Source organism: Streptomyces sp. NPDC002669, from assembly GCF_042889165.1.
GTDB lineage: Bacteria > Actinomycetota > Actinomycetes > Streptomycetales > Streptomycetaceae > Streptomyces.
Genome location: NZ_JBIAQQ010000003.1, coordinates 88,323 through 105,966, shown reverse-complemented (window position 1 = coordinate 105,966; position 17,644 = coordinate 88,323). Strand labels below are relative to the sequence as shown.

General features: G+C 72.7%; 15 protein-coding genes. 8 read left to right on the top strand and 7 right to left on the bottom strand.

The window, feature by feature from the left end; translation table 11 throughout:
- Positions 1-78: 78 nt before the first annotated feature.
- Positions 79-771: a DUF4232 domain-containing protein gene (locus ACFYW1_RS05310; protein ID WP_388987295.1), complete on the top strand. Its 693-nt coding sequence runs from the start codon at positions 79-81 to the stop codon at positions 769-771.
- A gap of 21 nt (positions 772-792) precedes the next feature.
- Here the strand turns inward: ACFYW1_RS05310 and ACFYW1_RS05305 are convergent, their stop codons facing one another.
- Together ACFYW1_RS05305 and ACFYW1_RS05300 are read right to left on the bottom strand one after the other, a co-directional pair.
- Complete coding sequence (locus ACFYW1_RS05305) at positions 793-1,236, bottom strand: GNAT family N-acetyltransferase (protein WP_388987292.1); 444 nt, start codon at positions 1,234-1,236, stop codon at positions 793-795.
- A gap of 81 nt (positions 1,237-1,317) precedes the next feature.
- Positions 1,318-2,451 (bottom strand): lipid II:glycine glycyltransferase FemX, encoded by a 1,134-nt coding sequence (locus ACFYW1_RS05300; RefSeq protein WP_388987289.1) that lies wholly within the window; start codon positions 2,449-2,451, stop codon positions 1,318-1,320.
- Between the two features lie 136 nt (positions 2,452-2,587).
- Here ACFYW1_RS05300 and ACFYW1_RS05295 point away from each other — a divergent pair, with 136 nt between their 5' ends.
- Entirely contained in the window at positions 2,588-3,298 is a 711-nt protein-coding gene (locus ACFYW1_RS05295) for an antibiotic biosynthesis monooxygenase (protein ID WP_388987287.1), read from the top strand.
- Between the two features lie 47 nt (positions 3,299-3,345).
- On the opposite strand, the gene ACFYW1_RS05290 is transcribed toward ACFYW1_RS05295, so the two are convergent.
- Positions 3,346-5,193: an endonuclease/exonuclease/phosphatase family protein gene (locus tag ACFYW1_RS05290; RefSeq protein ID WP_388987284.1), complete on the bottom strand. Its 1,848-nt coding sequence runs from the start codon at positions 5,191-5,193 to the stop codon at positions 3,346-3,348.
- A gap of 281 nt (positions 5,194-5,474) precedes the next feature.
- On the opposite strand from ACFYW1_RS05290, the gene ACFYW1_RS05285 reads away from it, so the two are divergent.
- The 4 genes from ACFYW1_RS05285 (at position 5,475) to ACFYW1_RS05270 (ending at position 11,142) form a co-directional block, all read left to right on the top strand.
- Entirely contained in the window at positions 5,475-6,929 is a 1,455-nt protein-coding gene (locus ACFYW1_RS05285; protein WP_388987280.1) for a hypothetical protein, read from the top strand.
- Positions 6,930-7,235: 306 nt separating this feature from the next.
- Complete coding sequence (locus ACFYW1_RS05280) at positions 7,236-8,702, top strand: alkaline phosphatase PhoX (RefSeq protein ID WP_388987277.1); 1,467 nt, start codon at positions 7,236-7,238, stop codon at positions 8,700-8,702.
- A gap of 537 nt (positions 8,703-9,239) precedes the next feature.
- Positions 9,240-10,820, top strand: a complete 1,581-nt coding sequence (locus ACFYW1_RS05275) for a TROVE domain-containing protein (protein WP_388987274.1) — start codon at positions 9,240-9,242, stop codon at positions 10,818-10,820.
- 91 nt (positions 10,821-10,911) lie between these two features.
- Positions 10,912-11,142, top strand: coding sequence for a hypothetical protein (locus ACFYW1_RS05270; protein ID WP_148834087.1), 231 nt, complete (start codon positions 10,912-10,914; stop codon positions 11,140-11,142).
- Positions 11,143-11,226: 84 nt separating this feature from the next.
- Here ACFYW1_RS05270 and ACFYW1_RS05265 read toward each other — a convergent pair whose 3' ends face one another.
- From ACFYW1_RS05265 to ACFYW1_RS05255, 3 genes are all read right to left on the bottom strand, one after another.
- Entirely contained in the window at positions 11,227-12,441 is a 1,215-nt protein-coding gene (locus ACFYW1_RS05265) for a TerD family protein (RefSeq protein ID WP_388987271.1), read from the bottom strand.
- A gap of 139 nt (positions 12,442-12,580) precedes the next feature.
- Entirely contained in the window at positions 12,581-12,811 is a 231-nt protein-coding gene (locus tag ACFYW1_RS05260) for a hypothetical protein (protein WP_388987268.1), read from the bottom strand.
- A 65-nt stretch (positions 12,812-12,876) separates the two neighbouring features.
- Positions 12,877-13,686 carry an NAD-dependent epimerase/dehydratase family protein gene (locus tag ACFYW1_RS05255; RefSeq protein WP_388987265.1) on the bottom strand — a complete coding sequence of 270 codons (810 nt, stop codon included), beginning with the start codon at positions 13,684-13,686 and terminating at the stop codon, positions 12,877-12,879.
- A 316-nt stretch (positions 13,687-14,002) separates the two neighbouring features.
- On the opposite strand from ACFYW1_RS05255, the gene ACFYW1_RS05250 reads away from it, so the two are divergent.
- Positions 14,003-14,962: a 5-dehydro-4-deoxyglucarate dehydratase gene (locus tag ACFYW1_RS05250; protein ID WP_388987262.1), complete on the top strand. Its 960-nt coding sequence runs from the start codon at positions 14,003-14,005 to the stop codon at positions 14,960-14,962.
- Entirely contained in the window at positions 14,959-16,137 is a 1,179-nt protein-coding gene (locus ACFYW1_RS05245) for a hypothetical protein (protein ID WP_388987259.1), read from the top strand. Before ACFYW1_RS05250 ends, ACFYW1_RS05245 begins: the two co-directional genes overlap by 4 nt.
- A 50-nt stretch (positions 16,138-16,187) precedes the next feature.
- Here the strand turns inward: ACFYW1_RS05245 and ACFYW1_RS05240 are convergent, their stop codons facing one another.
- Entirely contained in the window at positions 16,188-17,639 is a 1,452-nt protein-coding gene (locus ACFYW1_RS05240; protein WP_388987256.1) for a penicillin-binding transpeptidase domain-containing protein, read from the bottom strand.
- Between the last annotated feature and the right edge of the window lie 5 nt (positions 17,640-17,644).

Genomic DNA, 17,644 nt, shown 5'->3' with positions numbered 1-17,644 from the left:
AACAGTCGTGGGCGGCCACGACCTCTGGCATGATCGAACACCTATGCGGCAGGTCGACATGGGGCGGGGTGCGTGGGCGTGCGGGGACCGACAGGGGCGGACACCGGGGCGGGAACGGCCGGACGCGGACCGGCGGCGGCCGCGCTCCTGACCGGGGTCCTGGGCCTGACGCTCTCCGGCTGCGCCGGGTTCCTCGTGCCCGCCGGCGAGGGCGAGCCGGAACCGACCCCCAGCGGCTCGTGGGCCGTGCACGCCGACAAGCTGCCCACCCCGTTCCCGAGCGTCACCCTCCCCGAGCGGCCGCCCGCCGCGCAGGGCCCCGCCCCCACGCCCACGGGCACCACCCCCCGGGCCGGCTGTCCGTCCTCCGGTGTCGTCGTGGACATGGGGGAGGTGGAGGCGGCGCTCGGCCACCGGGCCGTCGGACTCACCCTCACCAACTGCGGCGGCAAGCCGTACCGGGTCCACGGCTACCCCTCCGTCCGGGCCCTGGACGAGGCCGGCGACCCGCTGCCCGTCCCGGTGAACCCCGGGTCCTCCTACATGGGCACCGATCGCGGGCCGAAGGAGGTCGTGCTGAAGCCGGGGCAGACCGCGCGCTCCCTCCTGGCCTGGGTGTCCACCCCGACCGGCGGCGACCTCATCGAGGGCGACGCCCTGCAGATCGCGCCGGCGCCCGGCCTGGAGGCGCGCACCTTCCCGCTGGAGGGCAACGACGTGCGGCTGCTCGACGAGCTCAACATGACCGCCTGGCGGACCGACCCCGCATAGCGGCGCCGGGGCGCGGCGGCCTCAGAGGGCGAGCTTGAAGCCCTCGTGGCTGCGGGCGAAGCCCAGCGACTCGTAGAACCGGTGCGCGTCCGCGCGCCGCTTGCCGCTGGTCAGCTGCACCAGCCCGCACCCCCGCAGCCGGGCCCGCGCCACGACCTGGGCCATCAGCTCCCGCCCCAGCCCGCCGCCCCGCCGGTCGGCCCTGATCCGCACCGCCTCGACCAGCGCCCGCTCCCGGCCGCCGCGGCCGAGCCCCGGTATGTACGTCGCCTGCGCACAGCCCAGCACCGTGGTGCCGTCCACCAGGACCAGCATCTCGTTGCGCGGGTCGTCCGCGATGGCCGCGAAGGCGCTCTCGTACCCCTCGTCGACCACGACCGAGGCCGGGTCGAGGACCCGCTCCTCGTCCGCGAGGAGGGCGAGGACGGCGGGCAGGTCGGCACGGGTGGCGAGGCGCAGGATCATGCCCCGGAGTCTGGCACGGGCGCCGGCGCACCCGTGCCCGGCCATGCCGCCCGCCCCGGCCGCCGGGGCGGGCGGCGGAGGTCAGCGGCGCGCCATGTACAGCGAGAACGCCTTGTGGAGCACCTTGTTGACCGGGAAGTCCCACTCGCCGACGTACTCGGCGGCCCGGCCGCCGGTGCCGACCTTGAAGCGCAGCAGGCCCAGCAGGTGGTTGCCCTCGTCCAGGGTGTCGGTGATGCCGCGCAGGTCGTAGACGGCCGCGCCCCGCTCGTGCGCGTCGCTCATCATGCGCCACTGGATCGCGTTGCTGGGCTGCACCTCGCGCCTGCGGCCGGTCGAGGCACCGTAGGAGTACCAGACGTGGTTGCCCACGGTCAGCATCGTCGCGGCGGAGAGCGTCTCGCCGTCGTGCTGGGCGAGGTACAGCCGCATCCGGTCGGGGTCCTCGGCCCGCAGTGCGGTCCACATGCGCTGGAAGTAGCCGAGCGGGCGGGGGATGAAGCGGTCGCGCCCGGCCGTCTCGCGGTACAGCTCGTAGAAGGCCGGGAGGTCCTCGTAGTCGCCCTCGACGACCTTGACGCCCGCCTTCTCCGCCTTCTTGACGTTGCGTCGCCACTGCTGGTTCAGGCCGCCGCGGATGTCCTCCAGCGACCGCCCGGCGAACGGCACCTGGAAGACGTACCGGGGCTGCCCCGCGCTGAAACCGTCCTCGCTCTCCTCCTCGCCCTGCCGCCAGCCCAGCGCGCGCAGCCGGTCCATCAGCTCGGCGGCCCCCGGCTCCACCGTGTCCGGCCGCACCTCGCGCAGGCGCCCGGCGGCCGGGTCGGCGATGGCGTCCTTCACCGTCCGGGCGTCCCAGCGCCGGACGACCACCGGCGGCCCCATGCGCACCGTGAACGCGCCCCGCGCCTTCAGATGCGCCAGCATCGGTTCCAGCCAACGCTCCGGGGCGCCGTCGTGCCAGTCGATGACGGGCCCCTCCGGCAGATACGCCAGACAGCGCTTCACCCTGGGAATCGGCCGGTACAGGACGAGCCCCGCCCCGACGATCCGCTCCCGGCCGGTGCCGTCCCGGTCGAACCAGCCGATGCTCTCCGTACGCCAGTCGGGCTTCACGTCGCCCCATGACGGGACCTGCATGTGGCTCACGGCCGGCCGGCTCGCGACGAACGCCAGATGCTCCTCACGGTCGATCGTCCTGAGGTACGGCGTCATGCGGTACTCCGTTCGTCGTGCGGTCTGTGGACCCGGCCGGGCGGCGGGGCGCGCTGTTGACCTCAAGCGGACTTGACGTATCAGGGTGGGCGGCAACGCCGCACCGCCCCGGTGCGCCGGTCAGGGAGGACCCGTCATGAGTGTGCAGTTCGAATCCCGCCCCGATCTTGCCCGCAACGACGTCGGAATCGTCAAGGCGAGCACCTGGGACGTCGGTACTCCCGAGCGCCAGAACGCGGCGGTCGAGGCGATCCGGCGGGCCTGGGCCGCCCGGGACTGGCCGCACCCGGGGCTGCTCTCGTACACCGTCCACGCGGGTGAGGACGGGAAGACCCTGTTCCACTACAGCCAGTGGAGCGACGAGCAGGCGTATCAGGAGTTCGTCCGGCACGGCAGGGACGAGCGCAACGCGGAGATCGACGCCGCCGTGCCCGGCATCCGGCGGCTCGGGCTGCACACCTACGAGCCGTACCGGTCCGGCACGAAGGAGGACGACGGACGGGAACCGGGCTGCGTGGTGATCGTCGACGTCGAGTTCGACGGGGCGGACCCGGCCCGGCAGCGGGACTGGGTGGACACCGTGTTCGAGGCGCTCGGCACCGATCCGGCGCCCGCCCCCGGCGGCATCTCCGCGCACTTCCACGTGAGCACCGACGGGACGCGCGTGCTGAACTACGCCGAATGGGAGAGCGCCGAGGCCCATGTGGCCGCGCTGGCCGCGCCCGGCGACGGGGTCGGATCGAGCACACCGCAGTGGGAACGGGTGCAGTCGTACCCGGGGGTGACCGGCGGCGGCGTGAACCGCTACACGCCCGTGCTCGGCCTGCGGCCGGCGACGGGCGTGTAGCGGCACGGCGGTCCGCACGGACGGAACGGGTCCGTGCGGAACACGCCCTACGGGCGGAAGCGGACCACCTGCGGGTCGTGGTCGCTGTTCTGGTCGGCGAACTCGGCGTTGATGTGCACGCTGTCGTAGTGGAAGCCGCGGATCGACGGGCTGGTCAGGATCTGGTCGAGGACCTGGCTGTTGCCCTGGTAGACGTACGAGTAACGCTCCGAGCGCGGCAGGGACTTGATCGCCGGGTACAGCGCGTCCCCTGCGGTCAGGGCCTTCGTCGTGCCGGAGAACTCGAAGTCGTTGATGTCGCCGACGACCAGGACGTCCGCGTCCTTCTGGACGCTCAGCAGCTTCTTGATGAAGGTGTTGACCGTCTCGGCCTGCGCGTGCCGCTGGACCTCCGAGGAACGGGACGGCGGCTGGTGCTGCGAGAAGATGGACTCGTCGCCGCCCTTGGACGCGAAGTGGTTGGCGACGACGAAGACCGGACGGCCGCGGAAGGCGAACTCCCCGACCAGCGGCTTGCGGCTGTTCTCCCACGCCGGGTTCGTCGGGTCGATCCGGCCGGGGGAGAGGGTGAGGGCCGCACGGCCCCGCTCGCGCACGGCCTCGGTCGCCGACGTCGCGTCGCCGCCGGTGCGGTCGGTGAAGGAGACCCGCTCCGGGTTGAACAGGAACACCTGGCGGATGTTGCCGCCGGGCTCCCCGCCGTCCTTCTTGTCCTGCGGGTCGATGGAACGCCAGTCGTACGCCGGGCCGCCCGCCGCCCTGATGGCGTCGATGAACTTCCCGACCGTCAGGTCGGCGGCGACCGTGCCGTCGTTCTTCGAGCCGTTGTTGTCCTGGATCTCCTCCAGGGCCAGGATGTCGGGCGAGGCGAGGTTCTCGACGACCGCCGCGGCGAGCGCGTCGAACTTCTCCTGCGGGTCGCTCGGGTCGAGGTTCTCGACGTTGTACGTCGCCACGGCCAGCTCGCCGTCGCGCTGCTTGCGGGTGGTCTCCCGGCGCAGGCCCTCGTCGACGACCGTGCCCATGGTGCGGGCGGTCAGCGTGTAGCCGCCGTACTGGGTGAAGTCGAGCGGGCCCTCGGTCGCGCCGGACAGCACGTCGCCCACGTTCGCCTTCGGGAAGGGCTGCTGGGCGAGCGGCACCAGTGACTGGATCTGCAGCCGCCCGGTGTTCTGCGAGGTGTACGAGCCGTAGACCGTGCCGCCGCGACGGGCGTCGTTCTCGTGCGGCTTGACCGTCACCCACAGCTCGGCGTGGGTGTCGGTGGCGCCGACCACCCGCGAGGTGCCGACCTCGACGTTCATGCCTTCGAGGGACTCGTAGTAGTCCAGGGCGTAGCGGGACGGCCGCAGCGGGAGCGCGTTGATGGAGCCGCCCGCCGCCGGGTCGCCCTCGGGGGTGTACCGGGAGGGGACCGAACGCGAGGTGATCCGCACCGGCGCGGGCACGGCGTTGCCGGAGGAGACCACGGTGACGGTGGGCTTGCTGATCTGGGTGAGCGCCTGGTTGCCGGAGTCGAGGCCGCCCGGGACGTACTCGGTCACGGTGCCGGAGACGGTGACCGCGTCACCGACCGCGACCGTGGGCGCGGAGCCCGTGTAGACGAAGACGCCCTCGCTGGTGGCGGGGTCGGCGTCGGCCTGCGGGTCCTGGAACCAGAAGCCCTTCGAGCCGTACGTGCGCACGCCCGTGACGATGCCCGTGACCCCGTCGACCTGTTGGCCGGCGAGCGGGGATATCCGGGTGGAGCCCTGGATGTCGTGGATGCGGACCTGGGCGTCGGTGGTCGTGGAGGCGGACGCGGAGGTGGCGGCGGCGCCGGTGAGCAGGCCGGCGGCGAGCGCGGCGGTGACTACGGCGGAGACGGCGGTCGTTCTGGACGATGCGGCAGGCATCACGGGCTCCGGGGGGATCGAGGGTCGGGTGGAGACGTCTACGCGCGTCAATCTCTTGTGTGCGCGAGGGCGTTGTCAAGGTCTGACAGGTGTACCGCCGCCGTCCGTCGCATGAACCGGGCGGCATGGGGCGAAATGCGTCTACGCTTGGGCCGCCCGATCTGTATTCCGGTACGCCTGATCCGTTTCCGGTACACCCGATCCGTGACTCCGGTACGCCGGCCCGTGACTCCGGCTACGTCCGACCCGTACGCCCGGTACGCCCCGAGGAGAACCGCCTGATGTCCGCAGAGCGCCCCACCCTGCCGCCCGTACGGCTGCGCACCGACGCCGAGCTGGCACGGGACGCGCTCGCCGCGCCGCTGCTCGCCCGCGCCGTCCGGCTCGCCCGCTGGGCGGGACCCGGCACCCGGGTCGGCGCCGGGGGCGAACTCGTGGAAGCACAGCTGCCGGCGGCGGCCGAGCACCTCGGCCTGGAGCCGGACGAGGACGGCGCGGCGGAGGCCAGTGAGGCGTGGCGGCTCGCGGTCGACGCCGGTCTCCTCGACGTCGAGGACCCCGAGGAGGCCGCCGGTCCGGACGCGGAGGGCACCGTGACCGCCGGCGAGAACCTGGCGCTGGTCACCGGCGGTTCACCGCAGGACGTCCTGGCGATCTGGCTCGACGGCCTGGAGGCCGTCCACGCCGACGCCACCGCCCCCGCCTTCGACGACCTCGCCGACCTCGTCGCCGAGGACGGCTCGATCGACTTCGAATCCCTGGACTGGGACCCGGAGATCGAGGCGGAGTTCCTCGACGGGGTCCTCGGCAACCTGTACCTGCTCACCGTCGGCGAGGGCGGCGTCGACCCGGTTCCGGTGCCGCTGCCCGCCCTCGCCGCTTCGGTGGTCGTGCCCGACGACATGGGCGAACCGACCGACGACATCCTGGAGCAGGTCTCCGAGGCGATGATGCGCCTCGACGACCAGTTCCGGGTCCTCGAACCGATCGGGATCGTCGAATACCGCCCGGTGGACGAGGCGTTGCTGGTCGAGGAGGGCGAGGACGGCGCCGGAGCGGCCGACGACGAGGACGTCACCCGGTACGGAATGGTGCGCCTGACGCCCCTCGGCCTGTACGGGCTGCGGGCCCGGATGCTGGAGGCCGGGGTGGACGCCCCGGCCGTCGGCGACCTCGCGGACAAGGGCGCCGACGCGCTCCTCGGCGGCATCGCGTACTACCCCGAGGCGGCGGCCCGCGCCGAGGTCGGACTGTGGCTCGCCCGGCGCGGGACGGACGGCGCCGGGGGCGAACTCCTGGCGGCGGCCCGCGGGACGGACCGGCAGGCCCCGCTGCGCAGGCTCCACTGCCAGCAGGCCCTCGCCCTGGTCGGCGCCGCGGCGGAGCCCGAGGTGCGCGCGGTGCTGGACGATCCCGAACTGGGCGGCCTGGCCCGGGTCTGGCTCGCGGAGCTGGGCGCGGCGGACGTGCCCGCGCCGCCGGAGTCGATGATCTTCTGGCTCGCCGTCGACACGATCGCGGCCCAACTGGAGGCCGACGGCGACCTGGACGAGCTCCAGGACCTGGTCGAGGGGCTGGCCGGGCAGCACAGCGGCTTCTTCGACGAGGCGTGGCGAGTGGAGCACCCGGCGACGGCGGAGGTCCTGGAGGCGATGGGCCGGCTGCACAGCGACAAGAAGAAGGCCAAGGAGGCCCGCAAGGCGGCGTTCAAGGCCCGGTCGCGCGCGGGCTCCTGAGCGGTTCTCCGCCCCGCCCGCGGCCGGTGGTCCCCCGGCCCGGCGGGGCGTGCCGTCCGTTCCCGCAGGCGGTGGCGGAGGAACGGACGGCGTGGACGGTACCGGGGACGGGCGGCACCGGGCGGTGCCGGGCGGCATGAACGAGCAGGTCCGCGGCGGTGGGCAGTACAGGGTCGGACATCCGTTTTCGGCCAAGTGCACAGGAAGGATGCCCCCCGGCGTCGCCCGCAGTTCAACTTCCGTTGGCACGGGGGCGCGACTGTGGGCCCGCAAGCAAACCCGTTCAGTCGCCCCCAGGAGTACGTGATGCCCATCACGCGCAGGGAATTCACCAAGCAGTCCGCACTCACCGGTGCCGGCATCGCCCTGACCGGCACCGTCGCCTCCCTGGCCACCGCGCCCGGTGCCCTGGCCGCCGACGACCCGAAGCACGGCCACGGACACGACCACGACCACGGGCACGGTCATGGCCACGGCCGTGAGCCCGGCTACGGACCGCTGATCGCCGACCCCGAGGGCATCCTCGCGCTTCCCGCCGGCTTCTCGTACAAGGTCATCACCCACTGCGGTGTCACCAAGCTGGAGAGCGGTGAGTACACCCCCTCCAACCACGACGGCACGGCCACCTTCGAGGGCCCGCGCGGCGTCACCCTGCTCGTCAACAACCACGAGCTGGCCGGCACCCGGGAGGGCTGGGAGCACCCGGTCCCGCTCACCGAGGGCCTCGTCTACGACCCGGTCGCGGCCGGCGGCTGCACCGTCGTGGAGACCCGCCGCGACGGCCGGGTCGCCGAGTGGGTCGGCATCGCCGGCACCTCCACCAACTGCGCCGGTGGCGCCACCCCGTGGGGCACCTGGCTCACCTGCGAGGAGACCGAGGACAAGGCCGGCAAGAACGGTCTGCTCAAGGACCACGGCTACGTCTTCGAGGTCGACCCGTACGACCGCGAGGCCAACCGCGACCCGCACCCGATCAAGGCGTTCGGCCGGTACGCCCACGAGGCCGTCGTGATCGACCCCAAGCGCGGTCACGCCTACCTGACCGAGGACGCCGGCAAGCCCAACGGGCTGCTCTACCGCTGGGTCCCGCCGCAGGGCTTCCGGCACGGCCGCGGCAAGCTGCGCACCCTCGCCGACGACGCCGGTGTCCTCCAGGCCACCAAGTGCTTCGACCGCAACGGCAAGTTCGTCGACGACCTGTCCCGCGCCACGAAGATCGGCACCGTGTACGGCGTGGACTGGGTCGACGTGCCCGACCGCGACGCCAAGACCGTCTCGGTGCGCAAGCAGTTCGCCGACGGCGAGATCACCCGCGCCCGCAAGCTCGAAGGCATGTGGTGGGGCGACGGCGGCGCCTACGTCGTCTCCTCGTTCGCCCGCTCCGAGAGCCCCGTCCAGCACGACGGCCAGGTCTGGTTCTACGACCCCAAGCGCCGCACGCTGACGCTGAAGGTGCTCCTCGGCGTGAACCCCGACCCGTCGAAGGACGGCGCCTTCGACGGCCCGGACAACATCACCGTCTCGCCCTACGGCGGTCTGGTCATCTCCGAGGACGGCGAGGGCGTCCAGCACCTCTTCGGCGCGACCGAGAGCGGCCGCACCTACCCCATCGCGCGCAACGAGCTGAACATCGGCACCGAGGAGGAGCCGGAGTACAGCGAGTTCACCGGTGTCACCTTCTCGCCCGACGGCCGGACGCTGTACGCCAACATCCAGACGCCGGGCATCATGCTCGCCATCACCGGCCCGTGGAAGCGCCAGCCGAAGAAGTAGCAACGGCGGGAAGCCGCGGCAAGACCTGGCGACGACTCGTACGGATGAACCGCTCGGGCGCGTAATTCCCTCGCGCACCGGGCGGTTCCTCTTCTAGAGTCCTGCCCGTGCCCAGGTGCGCAGGCAGGACCTACTTCCACTCTTAATGGGGATGTCGCGGGTTCGAGTCCCGCCGCCGGATCTCGATCCGGTGTAGCTCAGTGGGTAGAGCACCTTCGTCGGTTCCGCCGAATCGGATCTCTGGGCACCACAACTTCATCTGCAGCAATGACTGCACGCACCTCCCGGTGCGAGGGCCGCGGCTACTTCTTGTCCAGATGCCGCCGCGGCCGGAAAGATCTCGGGAGGCACAAGCGCCGGGGGGTGCCCGGTGCGCAGGCGACGGTTACTTCCTTTGTACTGAGGGTTGCGGGTTCGAGTCCCGTCCGGCTCAGGCCGGTAGCTCAAGTGGCAGAGCATCAGTAAGTCCGTCGCCGCCCCCTGATCTCGGGCACCCTTCCGGCCGTGCCTTCTCCCAATGAATTCGGGGGAATTCACATGGCACGCTTCAACACCCGCACCACCCGGCCCCGCGCCGTCTCGCCCGTGAAGTCCACCGGGCGCACCGCGCCGACCCATCAGGGCGGCCGGGGACACCTGCGCGACGAACGCTCCGAGCTCTTCCTGCTCGCGGTCGCCAACTTCGTCTCCCAGCAGACCTTCTACGAGGACGGCGCGCAGCGCGACGACCGCTTCTCGACCCTGGTGCGGACCCTGGCCGTCACGGACCCGGAGTGGACCGCGGGCCTGCTCCACTGGCTGCGCCGCGACGGACAGATGCGCACCGCCTCGATCGTCGGCGCCGCCGAGTACGTCGGGGCACGGCTGGAGGCGGGCGTCGAGGACGGCCCGTCCAACCGCCGGGTCGTCGACTCCGTGCTGCTGCGCGCCGACGAACCCGGTGAGCTCCTCGGGTACTGGACCTCGCGCCACGGCCGGGCCGTGCCCAAGCCGGTCAAGCGCGGCATCGCCGACGCCGTGCGCCGGCTCTACAACGGCAAGTCGCTGCTGAAGTACGACACCGCCTCCAAGAGCTACCGCTTCGGCGACATCCTGAACCTGACGCACGCCTCGCCCGACCCCGCGAAGCCGTGGCAGGGCGAGCTGTTCCGGTACGCCCTCGACCGCAGGCACCACCCCGAGACGGCCGTGCCGCCGGCCGGTGACCGCGTCCTGACCGCCCACCGCGCGCTGATGGAGCTGCCGGTCGAGCGGCGGCGGGCCGTGATCGAGGGCGCCGACGGGGCGGACCGGCTGGCCGCCGCGGGCATGACCTGGGAGGCGCTGGCGGGCTGGCTGCAGGGGCCGATGGACGCCACGGCCTGGGAAGCGGTGATTCCGTCGATGGGCGTGATGGCGCTCATCCGCAACCTGCGCAACTTCGACGAGGCGGGCGTCTCGGATGAGGTCGCCGCGCGGGTGGCGGCGAGGATCAGCGACCCGGCCGCGGTCGCCGCGTCCCGGCAGTTCCCGTTCCGCTACCTCGCGGCCCACCAGCACGCGCCCTCGCTGCGCTGGGCCCACCCGCTGGAGAAGGCGCTCGGCCACTCGCTGGACAACGTGCCCGCCCTGCCGGGGCGGACGCTGGTCCTGGTCGACCGCTCGGGCTCGATGTGGTCGCCGCTCTCGGACCACTCGCAGCTCAACCGGGCCGACGCCGCCGCGATCTTCGGCACGGCGCTGGCGCTCCGGGCGGCCGACGCCGACCTGGTCCAGTTCGGTACGAGCAGCGCACCGGTGAAGCACCGCCGGAGCGAGTCCGTGCTGAAGGTCCTGGAACGCTTCGGCGACCTCGGCGGGACCGACACGGAACAGGCGGTGCGTCGGCACTACCGGGACCACGACCGGGTGCTGATCGTCACCGACGAGCAGGCGACGTTCTCGTACGCCGGGGACGCCACCGCGGCGGTGCCGGACACCGTGCCCGTCTACACCTGGAACCTGGCCGGTTACCGGGTCGGGCACGCCCCGTCCGGGAACGGGGCGCGCCACACCTTCGGGGGGCTTTCGGACGCGGCGTTCCGCATGGTGCCGCTGCTGGAGGCGGGGCGGAACGCGGACTGGCCCTGGAAGAACTGATGGCGGATTCAGGGCCGTGCCCGCTCCCGCGAGGGACGGGTGCGGCACCAGGTGTTCCCGGAAACCACCGGCGGGGCGCATACTCGCAGTAATGAAACAGTCAGCCGGATCCCGGCGCCACCTGCCTTCCAGTCCCTTCAACCGCCCGGCCCAGGAGGCCCCACCGGTCGAATCCTTCGACGCGGGCGACCGGGTGTCGCACGATCAGTTCGGCCTCGGCCGGGTCCTCGCCGTCGAGGGCGACAACGACGCGGTTCTCATCGACTTCGCCGGGCGGCAGGGCAGGATCCTGCGCCCGTACTCCAAGCTGACCAAGCTCTGAGCCCGACCGGGCTCCGAGCGGGACACCCGACCATGACCGGGGCCCCGGGGCGCGTCCACGGACGCATCCCGGGGCCCCGGCGCGTCACAGTGCCTGGGCCGCGGGCTTCACCATGCCGCGGACGGTGCGCGACTTCACGAAGTCGCCCATGGCCGTCATCTCCCACTCGCCGGAGAACTGCTTGATCAGCTTGGCCATCATCACGCCGGTCTGCGGCTCGGCGCCGGTCAGGTCGAAGCGGACCAGCTCCTCGCCGGTGGCCCCGTCGATCAGCCGGCAGTAGGCCTTGGCGACCTGGGTGAACTTCTGGCCGGTGAACGAGTTGACCGTGAAGACCAGGCCGGTCGCCTCCGGCGGGATGCGGCCCAGGTCCACGACGATCACCTCGTCGTCCCCCGCGCCCTCGCCCGTGAGGTTGTCGCCGGAGTGCTTGATCGCGCCGTTCAGGATGGAGAGCTTGCCGAAGTAGCAGCTGTCGATGTGATTGCGCTGCGGGCCGTAGGCGATCACCGAGGCGTCGAGGTCGATGTCCTTGCCGCGGAAGGCGGGCTCCCAGCCGAGCCCCATCTTGACCTGGGAGAGCAGCGGCCGGCCGCCCTTGACCAGGGAGACCGTCTGGTTCTTCTGGAGGCTGACCCGGCCCTTGTCGAGGCTGATCTTCCCGGAGTCGGGCACGGGCGCCGGGGCCGGCGGGGCGGGGGGAGCCGGGGGCGCGGCGATCCGCGGGTCCACCGGGCCGGTGGGAGGCATCGGGGGCGCGACGGGCGCTGCGGGCACGGGGGCCGGGGCGGCGGGCTCGTCCTCGACCGAGACGCCGAAGTCCGTGGCGATGCCGGCCAGGCCGTCGGCGTAGCCCTGGCCGACCGCGCGGGCCTTCCAGGCGCCGTTGCGGAGGTAGACCTCGATGACCACGAGCGCCGTCTCGGCGCCCAGCCGGGGCGGGGTGAAGGTGGCGAGCACGCTGTTGTCGTCGGCGTTGCGCACGGTCGCGGTGGGCTCGATGCCCTGGAAGGTCTGGCCCGCCGCGTCCGGGCTCGCCGTGACGACGATCTTCTCGATGCCGGGCGGGACCGCCGCGGTGTCCACCAGGATCGAGTCCGGCGTGGTGCCGCCGCCGGAGCGGTAGGTCACGCCGGGGCCCGCGGGCTGGTTGTAGAAGATGAAGTCGTCGTCCGAGCGCACCTTGCCGGCTGCGGTGAGCAGGAGGCCCGAAACGTCGAGCCGCACCGGGGCGGAGACGTCCACTGCCACGCGGGCGGCGGAGAGAGGAATGTTCGAGCCGGGGGTCATAGCGGTCATGTCCGCAGTAACGAACGACCCGGCTTTGCCGTTCCCTTACCTTTGCCGCCCGTCGTTCCGCGTCTCCCTTGTCTCCTCGCGCGTCCGGGCGTCCGGGCATCCGGTCGCGCGGGTGTTCCGGTCGTGGGCGCGGCGTCCGTCAGCGCCCGCGCGCCCGGTTGCGCGGGTGATCGCGGGCGGTGCGCTCGTTGCCGTGCTTGTACGCCCCGGTCCAGCGGGCCATCACCAGCTGGGCGTCCCCGGACGCCACCTCGGCCAGGAACTTCTCCGCCCGGCCGCCGCGCAGCGTGCCCGCGGGGCGGCCGTGGTGGGTGATGGTGACGCTCGCGTCGCCGTGCTGCTCGTACAGGAATCCTGAGGGTCTCGGCATGACCCCGCATCCTGCCCGTGGGCGAACGCGCTGTCGCGCGGTTTTCCGCGGGCCCCGCGGGCCGGTCAGTGCGGCCAGATCGGTGGGTTGGTGCAGAAGTGGCCACCGAGGCGGGTGTGGTCGGGGTTGTCCGGGTCCAGTTCCCCCTGCTCGGCGACGAGCCGCGCCGCGTACGGCTCCGAGTCGTCCTGCGGCTCGTAGCCCAGCGCGCGGGCCGAGGTCAGGTCCCACCACAGCCGGGTGTTGGCGGAGGAGCCGTGGACGACGGTGTGCCCCACGTCCTTCGCGGTGAGCGCGGCGTGCAGGAGCCGGGCGCCGTCCGCCGGGCTCAGCCAGAGCGACAGCATCCGCACCGAGGTCGGCTCGGGGTAGCAGGAGCCGATGCGCACCGAGACGGTCTCCATGCCGTGCCGGTCCCAGTACAGCTGGGCGAGGTCCTCCCCGAAGGACTTGGACAGGCCGTAGAAGGTGTCGGGGCGGCGCGGGGCGTCGACGGCGATCGGCGGATCGCCGGGCAACGGGCGGGGGGTGTGGCCGACGACGTGGTTGGAGGAGGCGAAGACGACGCGCCGGACGCCCTCCTCGCGAGCGGCCTCGTAGAGGTTGTACGTCCCCTCGATGTTGGCCCGCAGGATCCTGTCGAAGGAGGACTCCAGGGAGATGCCCGCGAGGTGGACGATCGCGTCGACGCCCCGCACGGCCTCGCGCAGCGCCGCCCGGTCGCCGAGGTCGGCCGTGATCGCGCCGGGCTCGCCCTCGACGGGGCGGGCGTCCAGGAGCCGGAGTTCGTGGCCGTACGCGGGCAGGAGCCCGCGCATCAGGGTGCCGAGGCCGCCGGCGGCGCCGGTGAGCAGGACGGTGCGGGGAGCGGGCATGCGCGGATCTCCTCGGTGCGTGGGTGCCATGCGCACTCCGGGCGCGCGGCACGGCCCCTGCGGTGGCTGCGGGACGTGCCCATCAGAAGCCAAAGTCATGGACGTCATTCATATCTGTGGACAAGCTAAGAAGTTCCGGCGAGGCGAGTCAAGGGCTCCGCCGCCCTGCCGGGGACGGGGTTCCTGGATGGGCATTCGGATGCCCTGCGCATGCTTCTTCTTGACCCGTGCCGGGCGGCTGCCTTAGCGTGCAGCTGTTCACGAATGTGGACGTCGATCATAATTGTGCACGCCTGAACCTGCTCAGGGAGCGCCAGTGACCACAGCCCCTCTTGCCGCCCGACTCCACCGTGCGACCGGGCCGCTCTTCTTCCCCGTCACCGCGTACGGACCGGACGGCGCCGTCGACCTCGACGCCTTCCGCGCCCATGTGCGCACCGGTGTCGACGCCGGTGCGGCGGCGGTCTTCGCCTGCTGCGGCACCGGCGAGTTCCACGCGCTGACGCAGCGGGAGTTCCGCGCCGTCGTCGCCGCGGCCGTCGAGGAGACCGCCGGACAGGTGCCCGTCGTCGCGGGGGCCGGATACGGCACCGCGCTCGCCGTCGAGTACGCCCGGACCGCCGAGGAGGCCGGCGCGGACGGGCTCCTCGCGATGCCCCCCTACCTCGTCGTCGCCGACCAGGAAGGACTGCTGGGCCACTACACCGCGCTCGCCGCGGCCACCGGCCTGGAGACGATCGTCTACCAGCGCGACAACGCCGTCTTCACCCCCGAGACCGTCGTGGCACTGGCCCGGACCCCCGGAGTCATCGGCCTCAAGGACGGTTACGGCGACCTCGACCTGATGCAGCGCATCGTCAGCGCCGTCCGCACCGAGGCGCCGGGAGAGGACTTCCTGTACTTCAACGGGCTGCCCACCGCCGAACTCACCGGTCCGGCCTACCGCGGCATCGGCATCACGCTCTACTCCTCCGCCGTCTTCGCCTTCGCGCCCGACATCGCGCTCGCCTTCCACCGGGCCCTGGAAGCCGGCGACGGCGCCCTGACCGACGAACTCCTCGACCACTTCTACCGGCCGCTCGTCGAACTGCGCGCCAAGGGCCGCGGCTACGCCGTCTCGCTCGTCAAGGCCGGGGTCCGGCTCGGCGGTCCGGCCGTCGGCCCGGTCCGCACCCCGCTCACCGAGCCGTCCGCCGCCCACGTCGAGGAGCTCACCGGGATCATCGCGCGCGGCCGCGCCGTCCTGGAGAAGCACGGACGGGAGACGCGCGGGTGAGGACCTCCGTCTTCCTCTACCCCTGGGACGTCGTCGGCGACCCGGACGCGGCCGCCCGCATCGCGGACCTGGGCGCCGGGCAGGTGACGCTCGCCGCCGCCTACCACTCCACCCGGGCGCTGACCCCGCGCCACCCCGCCCGCCGCATCGTCACCGCCGAACACGCGGCGGTGCTCTACCCGCCGGACCGGGAGCGGTGGGCGGGGCGCGAGCTGCGCCCGTACCCGCAGTCGTGGGTGGCCGCCGACGACCCGTACGCACAGGCGGCCCAAGCCCTCACCGCCGCCGGGCTCCAGGTGCACACCTGGGTGGTCCTCGCGCACAACTCCCGCCTGGGCGCCGAGCACCCCGGGACCTCCGTCGTCAACGCGTACGGCGACCGCTACCCCTGGGCGCCCTGCATCGCACGGCCCGAGGTCCGCGCGTACCTGATCGACCTGGCCGCCGAGGCGGCGGTGCGCGACGGGGCGGCCGGCACCGAGCTGGAGTCCTGCGGCTGGTACGGCTTCGCGCACCTGCACGCCCACGACAAGACCACGGGCGTCGGCCTCGGCGACGCGGCGCAGTACCTGATGTCGCTCTGCTTCTGCTCCGCCTGCCGCACCGGGTACGCGGAACAGGGCCTGGACGCCGACGCCCTGGCCGCGGCCGTGCGCCGGGCCCTGGAGCCGTGCTGGGCCGGTTCCGGCAGCGCGGAGGCCGGCTGGGAGGCCGTGCGGGAACTCCTCGGCGCCGACCTCGCCGACGCCACCCTCCGGTGGCGCGGCACGGTCGCCCGTACGCTCCAGGAGGCCGCGGTGGCCGCCGTGCGGGCGGCGGCGGAACCCGGCTTCCAGGTACTGCTGCACGCCGACCCCGCGCCGTACCGCACCGGCGCGAACACCGGCGTCGACCCCGGGCACGTCCTGTCCGTCGCGGACGGCGTGGTGCTGCCCTGCACCGGCGCCGACGCGGCGCGCGAGGCCGTGCTCGGCCCGTTCGCCGGGCACGAGGGGGTGCTCGCGGCCAACTTCTGCGTGGTCACCGGCATGGGCGGCAGCCCCGCCACCCTGGAGCGGGACGCCGCGCACGCGGTTTCGCTCGGCGCGAACCAACTGCGCCTGTACCACGCCGGGCTGGCCTCGGACCCGGACCTGGCGGCCGTCGCCGGGGCGCTGGCGCGCCTGGGCCGCTGACGGAACCGCGCCGGGCGGGGGCGCACGGCAGGCGCCCCCGCCCGGCGTGCTCAGCGCGCCAGCGCCGCCTTCATCATCTTCTGGGCGACCGGCGCCGCCAGCCCGTTGCCGCTGACCTCCGAGCGGGCCGCGCCCGAGTCCTCGACGACCACCGCCACCGCGACCTCCTTGCCGGTCGAGGCGTCCTTCGCGTACGAGGTGAACCAGGCGTACGGGGTCCTGCTGTTGCCCACCCCGTTCTGCGCGGTGCCCGTCTTGCCGCCGACCTCGGCCCCGGCGATCCGGGCGTTGGTGCCCGTGCCCTGCTCGACGACGGTCACCATGGCGCTGCGCAACTGCTCGGCGGTGCCCCGCGAGACGACCCGCTCGGCGTCCCCGTCCGGGTACTCCCGCAGCGTGGTGCCCTCGGAGTCCGTCACCTCGGACACCATGTGCGGGGCGGCGAGCTCCCCGTCGTTGGCGAGGGCGGCCGACACCATGGCCATCTGCAACGGCGTCGCGGTCACCTCGAACTGGCCGATGCCCGTCAGCGCCGTCTGCGGGCGGTCCATGCCGGAGGGGTAGACGCTCTCGCTCGCCCGCACCGGCACGTCGAGCTTCTCGGTGTTGAAGCCGAACTTCTCCGCCATCGCCCGGACCTTGTCCTGACCGAGGTCGACGGCGGCCTTCGCGAAGACGTTGTTGCAGGAGTACCGGAGCGCGGTGCGCAGCGTGGCGTTCTCGCAGGGCGCGGTGGCGCTCTCGTTGCGCAGGACGGTGCTGGTGCCGGGCAGGGTGTACGGGTTGGGGCTGGCCGTGGGCTCGTCGACCGAGCCGTACAGCCCGCCCTCCAGCGCCGCGGCGGCCACCACCAGCTTGAACGTCGAACCGGGGGCCAGCGGCTGCCGGATCGCCCGGTTGACCAGGGGTTTGTCCTTGTCGTCGAGCAGCTTCCGCCAGGCCTCGCCGTCCGCCGTACCGCTGATCGTCGACGGGTCGTACGAGGGGGTGGAGACCATGCCCAGGATCCGCCCGGTGCCCGGCTCGATCGCGACGGCGGCGCCCTTGTCGTCGCCGAGCGCCTCGTACGCCGCCTCCTGCACGGCCGGGTCGATCGTCGTCAGGACGTTGCCCGGATCGGCCTGTTTGTTCGTCACCGTGTCCAGCGGGCTCTTCAACCGGTCGTCGGTGCCGTCCAGCACGTGGCTGTAGATGCCTTCGAGCTGGGTGGCGCCGTACGCCTGCGAGCCGTAGCCGGTGACGGCCGCGTAGAGCTCGCCCCGGGTGTAGGTGCGTTTGTACGCGAGATCGCTGCCCACCGTCCTCTTCGAACCGGTGACCGGGTTCCCGGCCACGATGATGTCACCGAGCGGCTGCGCGTACTGCGCGATGGTCTTCCGCCGGTTGTGGTCGTTGTCCGCGAGCGCCCGTGCCTGGTACGCCTGCAGCCAGGTCGCCCGCACCAGAAGGGCGAGAACCAGCAGCAGGCAGAAGACGGACGTGCGCCTGATCGTTCTGTTCATCCCGC

Excerpts from the sequence above, each read along its gene's own strand:
- ACFYW1_RS05305 (WP_388987292.1), bottom strand. The coding sequence starts at position 1,236 with ATGATCCTGCGCCTCGCCACCCGTGCCGACCTGCCCGCCGTCCTCGCC.
- ACFYW1_RS05300 (WP_388987289.1), bottom strand. The coding sequence starts at position 2,451 with ATGACGCCGTACCTCAGGACGATCGACCGTGAGGAGCATCTGGCGTTC.
- ACFYW1_RS05295 (WP_388987287.1), top strand. The coding sequence starts at position 2,588 with ATGAGTGTGCAGTTCGAATCCCGCCCCGATCTTGCCCGCAACGACGTC.
- ACFYW1_RS05290 (WP_388987284.1), bottom strand. The coding sequence starts at position 5,193 with ATGCCTGCCGCATCGTCCAGAACGACCGCCGTCTCCGCCGTAGTCACC.
- ACFYW1_RS05285 (WP_388987280.1), top strand. The coding sequence starts at position 5,475 with ATGTCCGCAGAGCGCCCCACCCTGCCGCCCGTACGGCTGCGCACCGAC.
- ACFYW1_RS05280 (WP_388987277.1), top strand. The coding sequence starts at position 7,236 with ATGCCCATCACGCGCAGGGAATTCACCAAGCAGTCCGCACTCACCGGT.
- ACFYW1_RS05275 (WP_388987274.1), top strand. The coding sequence starts at position 9,240 with ATGGCACGCTTCAACACCCGCACCACCCGGCCCCGCGCCGTCTCGCCC.
- ACFYW1_RS05270 (WP_148834087.1), top strand. The coding sequence starts at position 10,912 with ATGAAACAGTCAGCCGGATCCCGGCGCCACCTGCCTTCCAGTCCCTTC.
- ACFYW1_RS05265 (WP_388987271.1), bottom strand. The coding sequence starts at position 12,441 with ATGACCGCTATGACCCCCGGCTCGAACATTCCTCTCTCCGCCGCCCGC.
- ACFYW1_RS05260 (WP_388987268.1), bottom strand. The coding sequence starts at position 12,811 with ATGCCGAGACCCTCAGGATTCCTGTACGAGCAGCACGGCGACGCGAGC.
- ACFYW1_RS05255 (WP_388987265.1), bottom strand. The coding sequence starts at position 13,686 with ATGCCCGCTCCCCGCACCGTCCTGCTCACCGGCGCCGCCGGCGGCCTC.
- ACFYW1_RS05240 (WP_388987256.1), bottom strand. The coding sequence starts at position 17,639 with ATGAACAGAACGATCAGGCGCACGTCCGTCTTCTGCCTGCTGCTGGTT.